A 17,230-nucleotide genomic window follows, 5' to 3' on the forward strand; every position below is an offset into this window, starting at 1 on the left:
GATTAATAAACTTTCATTCTAGAAATTCAATTAACTTTACAAATTTCCACTATTTTGGTAAAATAAACCTATGTTATAAAAACTAACATAAAGGAGAAAGAAGATGACTACAAAAAAGCGTATCCTTAGTGCAGGCCTGACTTTTGCGGCTGCTTTGCTTTTAGCTGCCTGTGGACAATCAGGTTCAGATACAAAAACTTACTCATCAACCTTTAGTGGAAACCCAACTACATTTAACTATTTACTAGACTACTACGCTGATAATACAGCTATCATTACTAACTTAGTTGATGGTTTGCTTGAAAATGACAATCATGGAAATCTAATTCCATCTTTGGCAGAAGACTGGTCTGTTTCAAGCGACGGTCTAACTTATACCTACAAATTGAGAAAAGATGCCAAATGGTTCACAGCTGATGGTGAAGAGTACGCCCCAGTCAAGGCACAGGATTTTGTGACAGGTATCAAGTACGCAGTGGATAATAAATCACAGGCGCTTGACTTGATTCAAAATTCAATCAAGGGCTTGAATGATTATATTACAGGAGCGGATTCTGACTTTTCTAAGGTTGGAGTGAAGGCCATCGACGACCAGACTGTTGAGTATACTTTGGCACGCCCAGAACCGTACTGGAATTCAAAAACAACCAACAGTATTCTTTTCCCAGTAAATGAAGAGTTTCTAAATTCAAAAGGGAAAGATTTTGGGACCCTATCTCCAAATAGCATTCTCTACAGTGGACCTTATTTGTTAAAAGATTTCACATCAAAATCATCGATCGAGTATGTGAAAAACCCGCATTACTATGATCATGACAAAGTATCGATTGAACACGTAAAATTGGCTTATTTTGATGGCTCAGACCAAGAATTGACCATCCGTAACTTTGAAAGTGGAGCTTATTCAATCGCTGGGATTTATCCAAATAGTTCTAACTTTGCTAAGACCAAGGAGAAATATAAGGATAATATCGTCTATAGCTTGCAGGACAAGACTTCTTGGTATTTCAATTTTAACGTCAACCGTAAGGCCTACAATCACACTGCTAAAACGACAGATGAGCAGAAGAAGTCAACTGAGACAGCTGTCTTGAACAAAAACTTCCGCCAAGCGGTGAACTTTGCCTTGGACCGCACAGCCTATTCTGCTCAGTCAAATGGGGAAGAAGCGGCTAGCAAGACCCTTCGTAACACCCTAGTGCCTCCTACATTTGTCCAAGTCGGAGACAAGACCTTTGGAGAAGTAGTGGCTTCTAAATTGGTTAACTATGGCACAGAATGGTCAGGTATTAACTTGGCAGATGCTCAGGATGCCTATTTCAACAAAGAAAAAGCCCAAGCAAAATTTGCGGAAGCTAAAAAAGAATTGGCAAGTCAAGGTGTGACCTTCCCAATTCACTTGGATGTGGCAGTTGATCAGACGAGTAAAAATGCCGTGACAGGCATGAACTCAGTTAAGCAGACCCTTGAGTCAATTTTGGGTGCTGATAACATTGTCATTGACGTTCAACAACTTTCAACAGATGATTTTAACAACGTAGCCTTCTTGGCACCGACACCAGCTGATCGTGACTATGATTTGAACTTTGATGGTTGGGTAGGTGACTACCAAGATCCATCAACTTATCTCAATCCTTTCAATGCAGAGGATGGATTCTACCTCAAGATCTTTGGTCTAGATGCTCAGGAAGATAAAGCTAAGATTGCTAGCTTGGGTCTTGATACCTACACTAAGATGCTCAAAGATGCAGATAGTGAAAATAAAGATGTAGCCAAACGCTATGAAAAATATGCTGAAGCACAGGCTTGGATGATTGACAATTCTCTGATTATGTCAGCTATGTCAAGTGGTGGAACAGCATCTGTAACCAAAGTAACGCCATTTACAAGAGGTTATTCACTAGTCGGCATCAAGGGTGACGGCAATAACTACAAGTACATGAAGCTGCAAAAAGATACTGTAACAACCAAACAGTATGAAGAAGCTAAGATCAAATGGGAGCAAGAAAGCAAAAAAGCAATTGAAAAAGCCCAAAAAGAAGCAGAAAATCATGTTAAATAATGATGAGCGAGGTTCCGTAAGGAACCTTGTTTTTATATTTATATAGTAAATTTATTGATGTAATTGTTTGCAAGTGAAAAAGAATGTTTCGGAAAGAAGATGAAAACGCCTTACCTAAGTGGATTTACCCCACAAGTGTATTTTTTTATGATATAATGAAATGAAATAAAAATTGATAATAGAGGTATATCGTGAGTAGATCTTCGAAGCGAGCTCGTCAGGGTAAAACAAAGATTATGATTAGTTGGGGGTTGCTAGCTATCTATGCAGTACTAGCAGTCTTTTTATTGTTTTTGATTTTCAAGTACAATATGCTAGCTTTCCGATATCTCAATATAGTGGTTACCGTCTTAATTGTGGCCTTAGCCATCTTGTGTTTCTTTTTAATTCGATCCAAGAAAGTTCAAAATCTAACGCTGATTTTATTACTACTTGGTGTGTTAATTAATGGTACTTCTCTCTTTGCTGTAGGGCAGTTCATTGGATTTACAAGTCGCCTGAATGCGACATCTAACTACTCAAATTATTCGATGAGTATTGCGGTGTTGGAAGATAGTTCAATTGATAATATCAGTCAGGTAACCAGTGTAACGGGACCGACTGGGACGGATAAGGATAATATCCAACAGTTGTTGAATGATCTGAAAGCTACTCAAAATAAAGAACTGACAGTCGAAGAAAGCAGCTCCTATCTTGCGGCATATAAGAGCCTGTTAGCTGGCGATACAAAGGCAATCATTCTAAACAGTGTCTTTGAAAATATTATCGAATCGGAATATCCTGACTATGCTTCAAAAATTAAGAAAATCTATACCAAAGGATTAACCAAAACGGTTGAAACTCCAAAAGATGTCAAAGGTGACAGTTTCAACGTTTATATCAGCGGAATTGATACTTATGGTCCAATCAGTTCGGTTTCTCGTTCGGATGTCAATATCATTATGACAGTGAATCGTGAAACGAAAAAGATTCTCTTAACAACAACCCCTCGTGATTCCTATGTTCCAATTGCAGATGGTGGTAACAACCAAAAAGATAAGTTGACCCATGCGGGTATTTATGGGGTAGATGCTTCCATTCATACACTGGAAAATCTCTACGGTATTGATTTAAATTACTACGCTCGTTTGAATTTCACCTCTTTCTTGAAATTGATTGATCTCCTTGGTGGAGTTGATGTCTATAATGATCAGGAATTTACATCTCGTCACGGGAAGTTTCATTTCCCAGTAGGGAATGTTCATCTTGATTCGGAGCAGGCTCTTGGCTTTGTGCGTGAGCGCTATTCTCTGGCAGATGGAGACCGGGATCGTGGTCGCAATCAGCAAAAGGTCATTGTGGCTATTCTGCAAAAGTTAACCTCGACAGAAGCTTTGAGAAATTATGACAGTATTATTAAGGGGTTGCAAGATTCGATTCAAACCAATATGCCACTTGAAACCATGATGAACTTAATCAATGCTCAACTTGAGAGTGGTGGAACTTATAAGATTAATTCACAAGATCTTAAAGGAACAGGGCGTATGGATTTGCCATCTTATGCCATGCCTGATAGTAACCTCTACATGATGGAGATAAGTGATAGCAGTTTAGAGTCAGTCAAGGCTGCAATCAATGATGTGATGGAAGGAAAATAAGACAAAATGATTGATATTCATTCGCATATTGTATTTGGTGTGGATGATGGTCCAAAATCTAAGCAAGAAAGCAAGGCGCTTCTGGCAGAAGCCTATAGGCAAGGGGTAAGGACTATTGTATCGACATCGCATAGACGAAAAGGAATGTTTGAAACTCCTGAGGAGACAATAGAGGCAAACTTCCAAGAAGTTAAGGAGCTAGCCAAGGAGGTGGCTCCAGACTTGACCATTCTCTATGGAGCAGAAATTTATTATACTAGTGATGTGCTTGCGAAATTGGAGAAACAGGTCATTCCAAGTCTTAATGGGACACGCTATGCTCTCATTGAGTTTAGTATGGCTACCCCTTATCGGGAAATCCATACTGCTTTGAGCAATGTTCTCATGCTTGGGATAACGCCTGTAGTTGCCCACATTGAACGTTACCATGAATTAGAGAATAACGAAAAACGGGTGAAAGAGTTGATTGATATGGGTTGCTACACTCAAATCAATAGTTCCAGCATTTTAAAACCAAAGTTATTTGGGGATAAATATAAATTTATGAAGAAACGAGCTCGCTATTTTCTAGAGCGAGACTTGGTACATTTTGTTGCTAGTGATATGCACAATTTAGACCAAAGACCACCTTACATGAAAGAAGCTTATGAGATCGTTTCAAAACAATACGGTGATAGAAAGGCGAGAGAATTATTTATCGAAAATCCTCGCATCATCTTAGCTGATCAAATTATTTAGGAGTTGACATGAAAGAAAATAAAGAAATCGCAATTGACATTGTCCAATTATTTAAAATCCTTTGGAAGAAGAAAATCGCTATCATCTTGACTGCGATTGTAGCAGCTGTCCTAGCTTTCGGTGTAAGCAGTTTTGTACTAACACCTGAGTACTCTAGTACAACACGTATTTATGTGGTTAATCGAAATCAATCAGAAAAAGCAGGTTTGACCAACCAGGATTTGCAGGCTGGTACTTACCTGGTAAAAGACTATAAGGAAATTATCCTTTCGCAAGATGTACTGGAGAAAGTCATTTCAAATCTTAAACTAGAGAAAACAGTTAAGGCATTAAGCAAGAAGATTCAGGTAACAGTGCCTGTAGATACTCGTATCGTGTCAATTGCTGTAAAAGATGCACAGCCAGAAGAAGCGAGCCGTATCGCCAATGCTCTTCGTGAGGTTGCATCGGAAAAAATCATTTCTGTAACTCGTGTATCTGATGTGACAACACTAGAGGAAGCGAGACCGGCACTAACTCCATCCTCACCTAATATTCGTCGAAATACTGCGCTTGCTTTCCTAGTAGGTGGTGCAGTAATGGTTGTTTCAGTCTTATTGTTTGAATTATTGGATGATCGTGTCAAGCGACCAGAAGATGTCGAAGAAGTCATGCATGTCGCACTTTTAGGAATTGTTCCAGATTTGGATAAGTTAAAGTAAGGGAGAAAATATGCCAACATTAGAAATCGCACAAAAGCGTTTAGATTTTGCTAAAAAAGCTGAAGAACACTATAATGCTTTGCGCACCAATATTCAATTGAGTGGTGATAATTTGAAAGTTCTTGCCATCTCATCTGTCAAACCTGGTGAAGGGAAATCTACAACTTCAACTAATATCGCCTGGGCTTTCGCACGTGCAGGCTATAAAACATTACTAGTAGATGCGGATATCCGTAATTCAGTTATGTCTGGTGTCTTCAAGTCAAGAGAAAAAATTACTGGATTGACTGACTTTTTGGCAGGGACTACTGATCTTTCAAATGGTCTCTGTGATACCAATATTGATAACCTATTTGTTATTCAGGCAGGACCGACATCACCTAATCCAACGGCCCTCCTGCAGAGTGAAAATTTCCATACCATGATTGATACCCTACGTAAGTATTTTGACTATGTCATTGTGGATACTGCACCGATTGGGATGGTTATTGACGCCGCTATCATTACACAAAAATGTGATGCTTCTATCTTGGTTACGGCAGCTGGAGAGACAAAACGACGTGATGTCTTAAAGGCGAAGGAACAGTTAGAACAAACAGGGACTCCTTTTTTAGGTGTAGTTCTAAATAAATTCAACACCGAAGTTGAAAAATACGGAGCTTATGGTGGTTATGGAGCTTATGGAGCTTATGGCAATTATGGGAAAAAGTAAAAAATAAACTAGGAAGTAGTTATGGAAGAGAAAGGGATAAAAATATCTCTGGCAGTAATCCAGAGTTTTATAGTAGTGTTACTGGGGTATTTTCTTAGTTTTGTTAAAGAGACAGATATTCTTTCAACAACAATGATTGTCCTATATATTCTCCACTACATAGTATTTTATTTTAGTGATTTCGGTCAAGATTTTTTTAAAAGAGGATATTTACGTGAGCTTGTTCGCTTGACAAAATATATCATTTTCTTTGCGTTGGCAATTAGTCTTTCCAATTTCTTTTTAGAAGAACGCTTTAGCATCTCTAGACGAGGCATGGTGTATTTCTTAACCTTACACTCGATTCTAATGTATCTAGTCAATATTTTTATCAAGTATTATTCGAAACGGATATTTCCTAATTTGAAATGGAGTAAAAAACTATTCTTGATTACAGCAACATCTAGAGTTGAGAAAGTGATGGATAAATTACTTGATGCTGGTGATTTCTTTGGAGAACTGGTGGCAGTTAGTGTATTAGATAAACCTAATTTCCAACATGATACTATTACAGTCGTACCAGTCGAAGATATTTTAAATTTTGCAACTCACGAAGTTGTGGACGAAGTGTTTATCAATCTTCCTAGTGAAGAATATGATATTGGTGAATTTATTTCTCGTTTTGAAACGATGGGAATTGATGTAACGGTTAATCTAAATGCTTTTGACCATAATCTAGGGCGTGACAAGAAAATCCGTGGGATGGCTGGTCTAAATGTCATTACTTTTTCGACGAAATTTTATAAAAATAGTCATGTCATTGCTAAGCGTGTCATAGATATTATTGGTTCTATTATTGGTTTAATGATTTGTGGCTTAGTCAGTATCGTTCTAGTGCCAGCTATTAGAAAAGATGGTGGACCTGCTATTTTTTCCCAGACTCGTATAGGAAAAAACGGCCGACATTTTACTTTTTATAAATTTAGATCAATGTGTGTTGATGCAGAGGATAAAAAGAGAGAATTGCTGGAGCAAAATACTATGCAGGGTGGCATGTTTAAGATGGACAATGATCCTCGCATTACAAAAATTGGTCGTTTTATCCGTAAAACTAGCTTGGATGAACTTCCTCAGTTTTGGAATGTTTTGAAAGGGGATATGAGTCTAGTTGGAACAAGACCGCCAACAGTTGATGAATATGAGACATACACACCTGAACAAAAACGTCGATTGAGTTTTAAACCGGGTATCACTGGACTTTGGCAAGTTAGTGGTAGAAGTGAGATTAAGAATTTTGATGAAGTTGTTAAATTAGATGTCGCTTATATAGACGATTGGACAATTTGGAAAGATATTGAAATTCTACTAAAAACAGTTAAAGTTGTATTTATGAGAGATGGAGCGAAGTGATTTTATGAATAAAGTGAGGGAAATTCAACTAGGAGAATTATCTTTATTGAAAAGTTTTATTGCTATTTGTAGTAAATATAACTTGAGATATTATGCTTTGGGAGGAACATTGCTAGGAGCAATTCGTCATAAAGGATTTATTCCTTGGGATGATGATATGGATTTAGGAATGCCTCGAAAAGATTATGAAAAATTTTTGTCTATTTGTAACAAGGAACTTCCAGAACATGTTGTTTTGAGACTTCATGATGATAATTTAGGTAATACCTCTATTATGGATACATCTTTACAAATTCCATTTGGAGATGAACTATGTAGTCCATTCATAGATATTTTCCCTTTGGATGGTTATCCAGATGATCGTTTTCATTATTTTATTCATACAAACAAAATTAAATTCTATCGTGCACTTTCTAAAATTTCGGTAATCGATCGTTTACATGACAGAGATCGGGGAAGTTTTGAAAATGCAATTGTGAGTATATCAAAAGTTTTGAAATTAAATAAACTTCTAAAAACAGCCACTATTAACAACAAATTACAAAATCTAATTAAACAATATGATTTTGAAACTAGTTCAATAGTAGGGAATGTACTAGGTTCATACAGAGAACGTGAACTTGCTAGAAAAGAAGTATTCGGTGAACCACAATTACTAGAGTTTGAGAACTTAGAAATAAGTTGCCATGCAAACCCAGATGAATATTTAACAAAAATATACGGTGATTACATGAAGTTACCCGAAGAAGCAGAACGTAAGGGTCATTTCGAGTCTACATGGGGAGATTAATTTGAATAGTTTTGATTTAATGGGGGTCAGGATTGACCCTTTAACAATGGATGAAACAGTACAAGCGGTTGAAAAATTTGTCATTGAACAACGCCCTCTTCATTTAATGGGCGTAAACGCTGATAAGATTAACCAATGTCAATCAGATGAAGCCATTAAGAAGATAGTTAACGAGTCTGAGATCATCAATGCAGATGGTGCATCAGTCGTTCTAGCTTCTCGATTTTTGGGCTACCAAGTTCCAGAACGCGTTGCTGGAATTGATTTAATGCAAAGATTATTAAAATTAGCCGATGAAAAATCTTATTCAGTGTATTTCTTTGGTGCTAAAGAAGAAGTTTTGCAAGATATGTTACAAAATTTTAAAGAAGAGTATCAAAATCTACGAGTAGTTGGACATCGTAATGGTTATTTTTCTGAGGAAGATGAGCAAGATATTCAGGAAGATATTCGTGAAAAGAATCCCGACTTTGTATTTGTTGGAATTACTTCACCTAAAAAAGAATACATCATCCAAAAATTTATGGATAATGGAGTGAATTCTATTTTTATGGGTGTAGGTGGTAGTTTTGATGTATTGTCTGGTCACATTCAGCGTGCCCCACTTTGGATGCAGAAATCAAACTTGGAGTGGTTGTTCCGAGTTGCTAATGAACCAAAGCGTCTCTTTAAACGATACTTTGTAGGGAATGTTACCTTTATTAAGCGAGTTTTAGATGAGAAACGAAAAACGAAAAAATAATATTTTACATATTTCACGAACGATGGATATTGGTGGTGCTGAGAGAATCGTGTACCAGTTGAGTTCTAATTTGAAAGATGAGTTTGATAGTGTCCATGTTGCTTCTACAGGAGGCCTTTGGGAACCAAAATTAGAGGCCCAAGGAATTATCCATCATAAAATTCACGATATAGACAGCAAAAATCCCCTTACTGTGTTGAAGCTGCTTCTTACTATTTATCAAATTATTAAGACAAATGATATTACTCTGGTTCATACGCATCATCGAATGGCAGCTTTTTATATTCGTTTGTTAAAACTGATTAATCCGAAGCTAGTCCACGTTTACACTGCTCATAATGTCTTTAAAGATAAGTTGTCTTTATATAGATTTTCACTGAAAAATGCCTATAGTATTGCAGTTGGTAAAGCAGTTAATCAAAATTTGAAAGATGATGTGGGAGTTGCAGATAGCACTGTTATCTATAACGGAGTGATCTTGAAACAGTCAAATAGACAAGTTGATGAGATTATGAAGTTTGATGGAATCAAACTAGGCTGTATTGCAAGATTATCTGAACAAAAAGGTTTGACCTATTTGATTGATGCTATTTCTTTGATTTCAGATGAAAACCTTCGTTTATTTATCGTTGGGGATGGAGAGCTTAGAGCCGAACTAGAAAACAAGGTTAAAGAACTAAATCTGGAAGATAAAGTATCTTTTTTAGGATATCGCAAGGATATAGTAGAATGTATCAATAGTTTTGATTTTTGTGTTTTGCCTTCAGTATTTGAAGGATTTGGCCTAGTTGCCATTGAGGCATTTATGAATAGCAAAACCTTAGTTGCCACGGATATACCGGGATTAAACGAAGTTGTTACAAATGAAAATGGGATCTTGGTTCCTGCTAAAGATGCTAGGGCCTTAGCTTCTGCTATTGAGAGTCTGGCGACTGACTCAACTCTTAGAACTAGGTTAGCTCATCAAGCTAAAAAAGATTATGAAGAGAAGTTTAGTTATCCTTTATTTTTAGAGAATTATCGTAAATTTTATCAAAAACTAATGGGGGATTCGAAATGAAAAAAGTAATGTTAGTTTTTGGGACGCGTCCAGAAGCAATAAAAATGTGTCCCTTAGTGAATGAACTGAAGAAAAATGATTCAATCAAAACACTTGTATGTGTAACTGGTCAACATAAAGAAATGTTAGAGCAAGTTTTAGATGTCTTTAAAGTTGTTCCTGATTATGATTTAGGAATTATGAAGGCAAATCAAACACTATTTACAATCACGACAAGTATTTTAGATAAAATTCAAGCAGTTTTAGAGCAGGAAAAACCAGATATTGTTCTTGTTCATGGGGATACTACAACCACTTTTGCGACAGCTTTAGCTGCATTTTACATGGGAATTAAAGTTGGACATGTAGAGGCAGGATTGAGAACTTATAATCTTCAAAGCCCATTTCCTGAAGAATTTAATCGTCAGACCACTTCAATTATTGCAGATTTCAATTTTGCTCCCACAGAAGTGGCTAAAGAGAATCTTTTAAAAGAGGGAAGAGAAAATATTTATGTTACTGGAAATACTGTTATTGATGCCTTGAAGACAACCGTTCAAGATCATTATGACCATCCTATTTTAGAGTGGGCTAAGGATAGTAAACTCATCATGTTGACAGCTCATCGACGTGAAAATCTTGGTCAACCCATGGAAAATATGTTTAACGCAGTTAATCGTATCCTGAATGAATTTGAAGAAGTTAAAGTCGTATATCCTATTCATAAGAATCCTAAGGTTCGTGAGTTAGCAAGTAAGGTGTTTGGCGACAATGAACGTATGAAAATCATTGAACCTCTAGAAGTCATTGATTTCCATAATTTTATGAATCAAAGCTACATGATTTTAACAGATTCGGGTGGTGTACAAGAAGAAGCACCTTCTTTAGGTAAACCAGTATTGGTAATGCGTGATACAACAGAACGTCCAGAGGGGATTGCTGCAGGAACCTTGAAATTAGTAGGAACAGAAGAAGAAAATATTTATACTAATTTCAAACTGCTTTTAGAAGATGAAACAGAGTACAGCAAGATGAGTAAAGCAAGTAATCCATATGGAGATGGAAAAGCTTGTGAGCGTATTGTTGATATCATTTTGGAAGGATTATCATAATGGATCAGATTTCTATTGTTGTACCAGTGTACAATGTTGAGAACTATTTGAGTTATTGTGTAGAAAGTCTAAGACAACAAACATATAAAAATATTGAAATAATCTTAGTAGATGATGGTTCGACGGATAGTTCTGGAGAAATTTGTGACCAATATGCTCGAGAAGATGACAGAATAAAAGTTCTGCATATTGAAAATGGGGGATTGTCCAATGCCCGCAATACTGGGGTAAAAGAATCTTCAACAGATTGGATTGTTTTCATTGATTCAGACGATTATTATGACCATAGAGCCATTGAATATTTAGTAGAACTTAGAGATAAGTATAGAGTTGATCTTGTAGCAACTCCAGTGATTGAAGTTAGAAACTATGAAAATAGTGATTTCCTAGGAGATTTCAGAGAGAAATATTCTGGAAAATTAGATCGTAGAACAGCTTTAGAACAAATGTTTTATGGAAATTATGTTGGGACACATTCAGGTGGTAAACTATATAAGAAAGAAATTTTATTAAGGTTTCCATATCCTAATGGGATGTTGTATGAAGATTTAGCTCTTGCTTATGAGCATATTGCTTTCTGTGAAAATATTGCTGTTAGTGATCTAAATCTTTATAAATACTATCGAAGACCAGGAAGTATTGTAAATTCTAAGTATAGTGATCGTCTCTTAGATTTTTACAAGGCAATGGAATGGAATAGAAGTTATGTTGAACGAGACTATTCAGGTGATAGGGATATGAGAAGAGCCTTGAATGTTCGCTATGTTTTTAATGGTCTGCATATTGTACATGCTATGCTTAGTTCAGATATGTATGCTGAAGTTAATAAAATTAGAAAAGAATACATTCAATATTTCAAAGATGTTATTCCGAATTCAAATGTTACAAGGAAAAATAAATTGAAATATATATTGTTTCTCGTATCTGCAAAATTGTATAAAAAAGTCAGAGGGAAAATGGGTTAGATAGTCATGAAGGTTTTAAAAAACTATGCTTACAATCTCTCTTATCAATTACTAACCATTGTACTACCTTTCATAACAACACCGTATGTTACAAGGGTTTTCAGTTCAAATGATTTAGGAACTTTTGGCTATTTTAATTCGATTGTTGCTTACTTTATTTTTTTGGCAACATTAGGAGTAGCTAATTATGGGACAAAAGAGATTTCAGCTCATAGAAATAATATCCCTAATAATTTTTGGGGTATTTATACCTTGCAGTTTACTGCGACTTGTATATCGATATTTCTATATATTGGTCTGTGCTTTTCATTTTCATTTATGCAAAATCCAGTAGCATATATATTGGTATTATCTCTATTATCTAGGGGATTAGATATTACTTGGCTTTTTCAAGGACTAGAAGATTTTAGAAAGATAACTGTTAGAAATATCACTGTCAAACTCATAGGTGTTATTTCAATATTTTTGTTCATAAAGTCTCAAAATGATTTATATCTATATGTCTTTTTATTAACTATATTTGAATTTTTAGGACAATTAAGTATGTGGCTGCCGGCTCTAGAATTTATAGGTAAGCCACAATTTGATTTCAATTATGCAAAGAAACATCTTAAACCGGTAATTTTATTGTTTTTGCCTCAAATAGCAATTTCTTTGTATGTTACTTTAGATAGAACAATGCTCGGTGCTTTAGCATCAACTACTGATGTTGGTATTTATGATCAAGCTTTAAAATTGGTAAATATTCTACTTACTTTGGTAACTTCTCTTGGAAGTGTCATGCTTCCACGTGTTTCAAATCTTCTATCAACAGGAGATAACAAGTCTGTGAATCGCATGAATCAATTATCTTTCTTGATATACAATCTTGTGATTTTTCCAACTATTGCAGGCATGTTAATTATCAATAATGACTTTGTGAAATTTTTCTTAGGAAATGACTTCCAAGAAGCAAAATATGCTATTACAATCATGATTTTTAGAATGTTTTTTATTGGATGGACCAACATTATGGGGATTCAAATTTTGATACCTCATAATAAGAATAAAGAATTTTTGACTTCAACAACGGTTCCAGCTATTGTTAGTGTTGGTTTAAATTTACTTTTGCTACCTAAATTTGGATATATTGGAGCTGCAATTGTTTCTGTATTAACAGAAGTATTTGTATGGGGCATCCAATTGTATTTTACAAGAAAATATTTAAAAGATGTACCAATTTTAAAATCAACTGTTAAAATATTTTTAGCATCAATTCTTATGTATTTTGTCCTTTCATTTTTGAAGACAATTTTGATTTTTACACCTATTGTTAATGTTGTTGTATATACTATAGTTGGGGCGATACTTTATAGTTTACTAATTTTATTATTTAAAGTAGTTAGCCTAAAGGAAATAAAAGAGCAGCTGTTTTATAATTAGTGTGATTATAATCTACATAGAAATAATCAAAGTTATTTTTATAAGAATTTGTTTTAGCTAAGTTAGTTGATTGAAAAAATTTAGAAAAGGAAGGATGAAAGATTGTAGATGAACTAAAATATGAAAAATACTAAATAATATATAAAATTATCAATTATGTTCATTCTATATTATTCTTTACCAAATAAATAATATGATAAAAATTAAATTTGAAAATCTACTGGTTAGTATTGTTGTATCTGTAGTGATATTTTTTAATACTATATCTACTACAATGCTGGATAAAACTATTTTTCAAGTTAAAGCAAATTATCTTTTAGTAGTAGTTTTGTTGTTAGGTCTTCGTTTTATGTTTCTAAAACGTATTTCATTTAAATATCTAATATTTTCTTCTTTGCTATTATTATCAGGAATTTTAGTATTTTTTCAGACCGGAAAACTTAATTTTCTTGTTTATTCAGCTCTTCTGGTCTTATTAGTTAATGTAGATATGAAAGTAGTTTTGAAAACGTATGTCATTGTAGCAGGCATTCTTGTACTAAGTGTATTTCTTTTATCTCTCTTAGGTGAAGTTCCCAATTTACAATATAGTCGTGAAGGAGTTATTCGGAATTCATTTGGATTTATTTATCCTACAGATTTTGCATCCCACTGTTTCTACATTTTCTTGGCTTTTTCTTATTTATTAAAAGATAAGTTTATATGGATTAGATCCCTAATAGGTGTACTTTTATCTTTCTTTATTATAAAATATTGTGATGCACGTTTAAATGCCTTATCAATTATTTTAGCAACAATTATTTTTATATTTTTCTACTTTAATGAAGATAAGAAATTCAGGATTTATTCAATTTTACCTTATTCTGTAGTTCTATGTTCGTCACTAATGATGTATTTGACTTATATTTTCTCTTGGGGATCTCCATTTTTAGTATCTATCAATAAATTAGTTACAGGTAGATTAGCTTTAGGGAAAAATGCATTTAATACTTTTGGTGTACATCTATTTGGAACTAGAGACGTATTATTTAAAGGATCAGGAGGTAAAACGGAGGCTGTTATTGATTATAACTACGTAGATTCATCGTATGTTCAAATGTTATTTACATATGGTGTTATACCTCTTGTGCTGCTTATATGTCTGTATGTTGTAATTTCGAGAGAACAGTATAAACAGGGGCAATACTTATATGTAGTAATATTATCTTTAGTTGCTCTAAACTGCATGATTGAAGCTTTTTGGTTTGTCCCTACTTACAATATATTCATGTTTTTGTTATTAACAAAAAATACTTTTGTTAATAAGTCGTTGAATAATTTTAATCCTTTGGATAAAACGGAGTTGTTGAACTAATGAAATTAAATTTTGTGATTTGTAAAATTATTTTTCTTCATACAAATGAACTATTCTAACTAATTTTTCAAAAAAATTTTAAAATCTATTTTTACATGATATTGTTAATGAGGATAACTTTACAATGCTACAAAAGTGTCGAGTCTAATAAAGGAGTGTATTATGTACGATTATCTAATCGTTGGCGCTGGTCTGTCTGGAGCAATTTTTGCTTATGAAGCAACCAAGCGTGGAAAAAAAGTAAAAGTTATTGATAAGCGTGATCACATTGGTGGGAATATCTATTGTGAGAATGTAGAAGGTGTTAATGTTCATAAATATGGTGCTCATATCTTCCATACTTCTAATGAGAAAGTTTGGAATTATGTTAATCAGTTTGCTGAATTTAACAACTATATCAACTCGCCTGTAGCTAATTACAAGGGGAGTCTTTATAATCTACCTTTCAATATGAATACTTTCTATGCTATGTGGGGGACAAAAACTCCTCAAGAAGTGAAAAATAAGATTGCTGAGCAAACGGCTCACATGAAGGACGTTGAACCTAAAAACTTGGAAGAACAGGCTATCAAGTTGATTGGTCCAGATGTCTATGAAAAGTTAATCAAAGGTTATACTGAAAAGCAATGGGGTCGCTCAGCAACGGAACTTCCTCCATTTATCATTAAACGTCTACCAGTTCGTTTGACTTTTGATAATAACTACTTTAATGACCGTTACCAAGGAATTCCAATTGGGGGTTACAACGTTATCATCGAAAATATGCTGAAGGATGTAGAAGTTGAGCTTGGAGTGGATTTTTTTGCCAATCGTCAGGAATTAGAAGCTTCTGCTGAAAAAGTTGTCTTTACAGGGATGATTGACCAATACTTTGATTATAAACATGGTGAGTTAGAATACCGTAGTCTTCGTTTCGAGCATGAAGTTCTGGATGAGGAAAACTATCAAGGAAATGCAGTTGTGAACTACACAGAGAGAGAGATTCCTTATACTCGTATTATTGAGCATAAACATTTTGAGTACGGCACACAAGATAAAACGGTTATTACTCGTGAATACCCAGCTGATTGGAAACGTGGAGATGAGCCTTATTATCCAATCAATGATGAGAGAAACAATGCCATGTTTGCTAAATATCAAGAAGAAGCAGCACAGAATGATAAGGTAATTTTCTGCGGACGTTTAGCCGATTATAAATACTACGACATGCATGTGGTCATTGAACGTGCCCTAAATGTTGTAGAGGAAGAGTTTAAATAAGATAACGAAGGATAAAATTGATAGATGAAATATTATCTAAAAGAAGAATTTCTGAAGGATTCTGGTGCACGAAATGCAGGGAATAAGGCTCGAAATGACGTCGAAGAAATAGTGGTTCGTGAGGGCTATAGTCCTTTGTTATTGATGGTAGATGATTGGTATCAAATGGGGACTATTAGAGCTCAACGACATAAGGCTAAAGCCCTATCCAAAGCTATCTCTAAGTTGAAGGAAGGGGATCAGCTACTGATTCAATTTCCTATGCTTCATCATAGTTTCTTTACGACTCATTTAGTCAAAAGAATGCAACGTAAAGGAGTTAAGGTTCACTTTATTATCCATGATTTAGAAGTTTTGCGCTATGCTAATTTGGATACAGTACCCTTGAAGCATAAAATCCGTGTTCATCTTCAAGAGTCAAGTCTTTTGAAACAAGCTGATGGTCTTATTGCTCATAATCCAGTTATGAAATCAGTGCTTGTGGAGAAGGGAATTTCTGAGAAGAAAATAGTTAGTTTAGGCATTTTTGACTATCTTATCCCGAATTATCAAGACAAAGAAGATTTATCGAAGGAAGGGGCTATTATTGTAGCTGGAAATTTGGCCCAAGAAAAAGCAGGTTACTTATATGAGTTGCCTGAAAGACCGGCATATAACCTCTATGGTGTTGGTTTTGACGAGGCTAGAAAGCTATCAAATGAAACCTATTTTGGTTCATTTCTTCCAGATGAACTACCGTCAGCGTTAGAAGGAAGCTTTGGTTTAGTCTGGGATGGTGATAGTTCTAAAACTTGTAGCGGAGTATATGGTGAGTATTTGAGATACAATAATTCCCACAAGGCTTCCCTTTATTTGGCTTCTGGTTTTCCTATTATTGTTTGGAAACAATCTGCTTTGGCTAATTTCGTCTTAGAAAAAGAGTGTGGAATTAGTGTTGAGAGTTTACTTGACTTGGAAGAAGTATTGGACAATTTGTCTCAAGAAGAGTATCAGGATTTGGTCAAAAATGCTAAGTCCGTAGGTCAAAAAATTCGTGAAGGTTCTTATCTTCTTTCTGCATTACAAGCTTTAAATTAATGAATCTAAAAATTACACAAATAGATAGATGAGGGAGTTACTGGATTCCCTCTTTTCTGGCTCTTTGTCAACTGTAGTGGGTTGAAGAAAAGCTAAGATCGAGAAAGGACACATTTCGTCCTTTCTTTTTTGATATTGAGAGCGATAAAAATTCGTTTTTTGAAGTTTTCAAAGTTCCGAAAACCAAAGGCATTTCGCTTGATAAGTTTGATGAGATTATTGGTCGCTTC

General features: G+C 34.8%; 16 protein-coding genes. 15 read left to right on the forward strand and 1 reads right to left on the reverse strand.

What is annotated here, in order from left to right; genetic code table 11:
- The first annotated feature begins 103 nt into the window (after positions 1-103).
- From M1F55_RS01280 to M1F55_RS01350, 15 genes are all read left to right on the forward strand, one after another.
- Positions 104-2,062, forward strand: a complete 1,959-nt coding sequence (locus M1F55_RS01280) for a peptide ABC transporter substrate-binding protein (RefSeq protein ID WP_247947103.1) — start codon at positions 104-106, stop codon at positions 2,060-2,062.
- A 191-nt stretch (positions 2,063-2,253) separates the two neighbouring features.
- Entirely contained in the window at positions 2,254-3,699 is a 1,446-nt protein-coding gene (cpsA, locus tag M1F55_RS01285; RefSeq protein WP_247947104.1) for an LCP family glycopolymer transferase CpsA, read from the forward strand.
- Between the two features lie 6 nt (positions 3,700-3,705).
- A complete protein-coding gene (cps4B, locus tag M1F55_RS01290) occupies positions 3,706-4,437 on the forward strand; it encodes a capsular polysaccharide biosynthesis protein Cps4B (RefSeq protein WP_203212665.1) in 732 nt (243 codons plus the stop codon).
- Positions 4,438-4,445: 8 nt separating this feature from the next.
- Entirely contained in the window at positions 4,446-5,138 is a 693-nt protein-coding gene (locus M1F55_RS01295) for a CspC family polysaccharide chain length determinant protein (protein ID WP_203212666.1), read from the forward strand.
- Positions 5,139-5,148: 10 nt separating this feature from the next.
- Positions 5,149-5,850, forward strand: a complete 702-nt coding sequence (locus M1F55_RS01300; RefSeq protein WP_203212667.1) for a tyrosine-protein kinase — start codon at positions 5,149-5,151, stop codon at positions 5,848-5,850.
- Positions 5,851-5,871: 21 nt separating this feature from the next.
- Complete coding sequence (locus M1F55_RS01305; protein ID WP_247947105.1) at positions 5,872-7,239, forward strand: sugar transferase; 1,368 nt, start codon at positions 5,872-5,874, stop codon at positions 7,237-7,239.
- A 4-nt stretch (positions 7,240-7,243) separates the two neighbouring features.
- Positions 7,244-8,029 (forward strand): LicD family protein, encoded by a 786-nt coding sequence (locus M1F55_RS01310; RefSeq protein ID WP_345772934.1) that lies wholly within the window; start codon positions 7,244-7,246, stop codon positions 8,027-8,029.
- A gap of 19 nt (positions 8,030-8,048) precedes the next feature.
- Positions 8,049-8,771, forward strand: coding sequence for a WecB/TagA/CpsF family glycosyltransferase (locus M1F55_RS01315; RefSeq protein ID WP_247947112.1), 723 nt, complete (start codon positions 8,049-8,051; stop codon positions 8,769-8,771).
- Positions 8,746-9,831 (forward strand): glycosyltransferase family 4 protein, encoded by a 1,086-nt coding sequence (locus M1F55_RS01320; RefSeq protein ID WP_247947107.1) that lies wholly within the window; start codon positions 8,746-8,748, stop codon positions 9,829-9,831. Before M1F55_RS01315 ends, M1F55_RS01320 begins: the two co-directional genes overlap by 26 nt.
- The gene (gene wecB / locus M1F55_RS01325) at positions 9,828-10,922 is read left to right on the forward strand and encodes a non-hydrolyzing UDP-N-acetylglucosamine 2-epimerase (protein WP_125446901.1); all 1,095 of its coding nucleotides are present in this window, start codon (positions 9,828-9,830) and stop codon (positions 10,920-10,922) included. The genes M1F55_RS01320 and wecB overlap by 4 nt, the downstream gene beginning before the upstream one ends.
- The gene (locus M1F55_RS01330) at positions 10,922-11,887 is read left to right on the forward strand and encodes a glycosyltransferase family 2 protein (protein WP_237447056.1); all 966 of its coding nucleotides are present in this window, start codon (positions 10,922-10,924) and stop codon (positions 11,885-11,887) included. Before wecB ends, M1F55_RS01330 begins: the two co-directional genes overlap by 1 nt.
- Positions 11,888-11,893: 6 nt before the next feature.
- A complete protein-coding gene (locus M1F55_RS01335) occupies positions 11,894-13,309 on the forward strand; it encodes a flippase (protein ID WP_247947108.1) in 1,416 nt (471 codons plus the stop codon).
- 193 nt (positions 13,310-13,502) lie between these two features.
- Positions 13,503-14,663 carry a polysaccharide polymerase gene (locus M1F55_RS01340; protein WP_247947109.1) on the forward strand — a complete coding sequence of 387 codons (1,161 nt, stop codon included), beginning with the start codon at positions 13,503-13,505 and terminating at the stop codon, positions 14,661-14,663.
- Between the two features lie 162 nt (positions 14,664-14,825).
- Entirely contained in the window at positions 14,826-15,923 is a 1,098-nt protein-coding gene (gene glf / locus M1F55_RS01345; protein WP_223340013.1) for a UDP-galactopyranose mutase, read from the forward strand.
- A gap of 24 nt (positions 15,924-15,947) precedes the next feature.
- A complete protein-coding gene (locus M1F55_RS01350; RefSeq protein ID WP_247947110.1) occupies positions 15,948-17,000 on the forward strand; it encodes a glycosyltransferase in 1,053 nt (350 codons plus the stop codon).
- 92 nt (positions 17,001-17,092) lie between these two features.
- On the opposite strand, the gene M1F55_RS01355 is transcribed toward M1F55_RS01350, so the two are convergent.
- On the reverse strand, positions 17,093-17,230 hold a 138-nt coding region (locus M1F55_RS01355; RefSeq protein WP_247947113.1), incomplete at its 5' end, for a transposase.

It is taken from the genome of Streptococcus mitis (assembly GCF_023109235.1).
Lineage (GTDB): Bacteria > Bacillota > Bacilli > Lactobacillales > Streptococcaceae > Streptococcus > Streptococcus mitis_DA.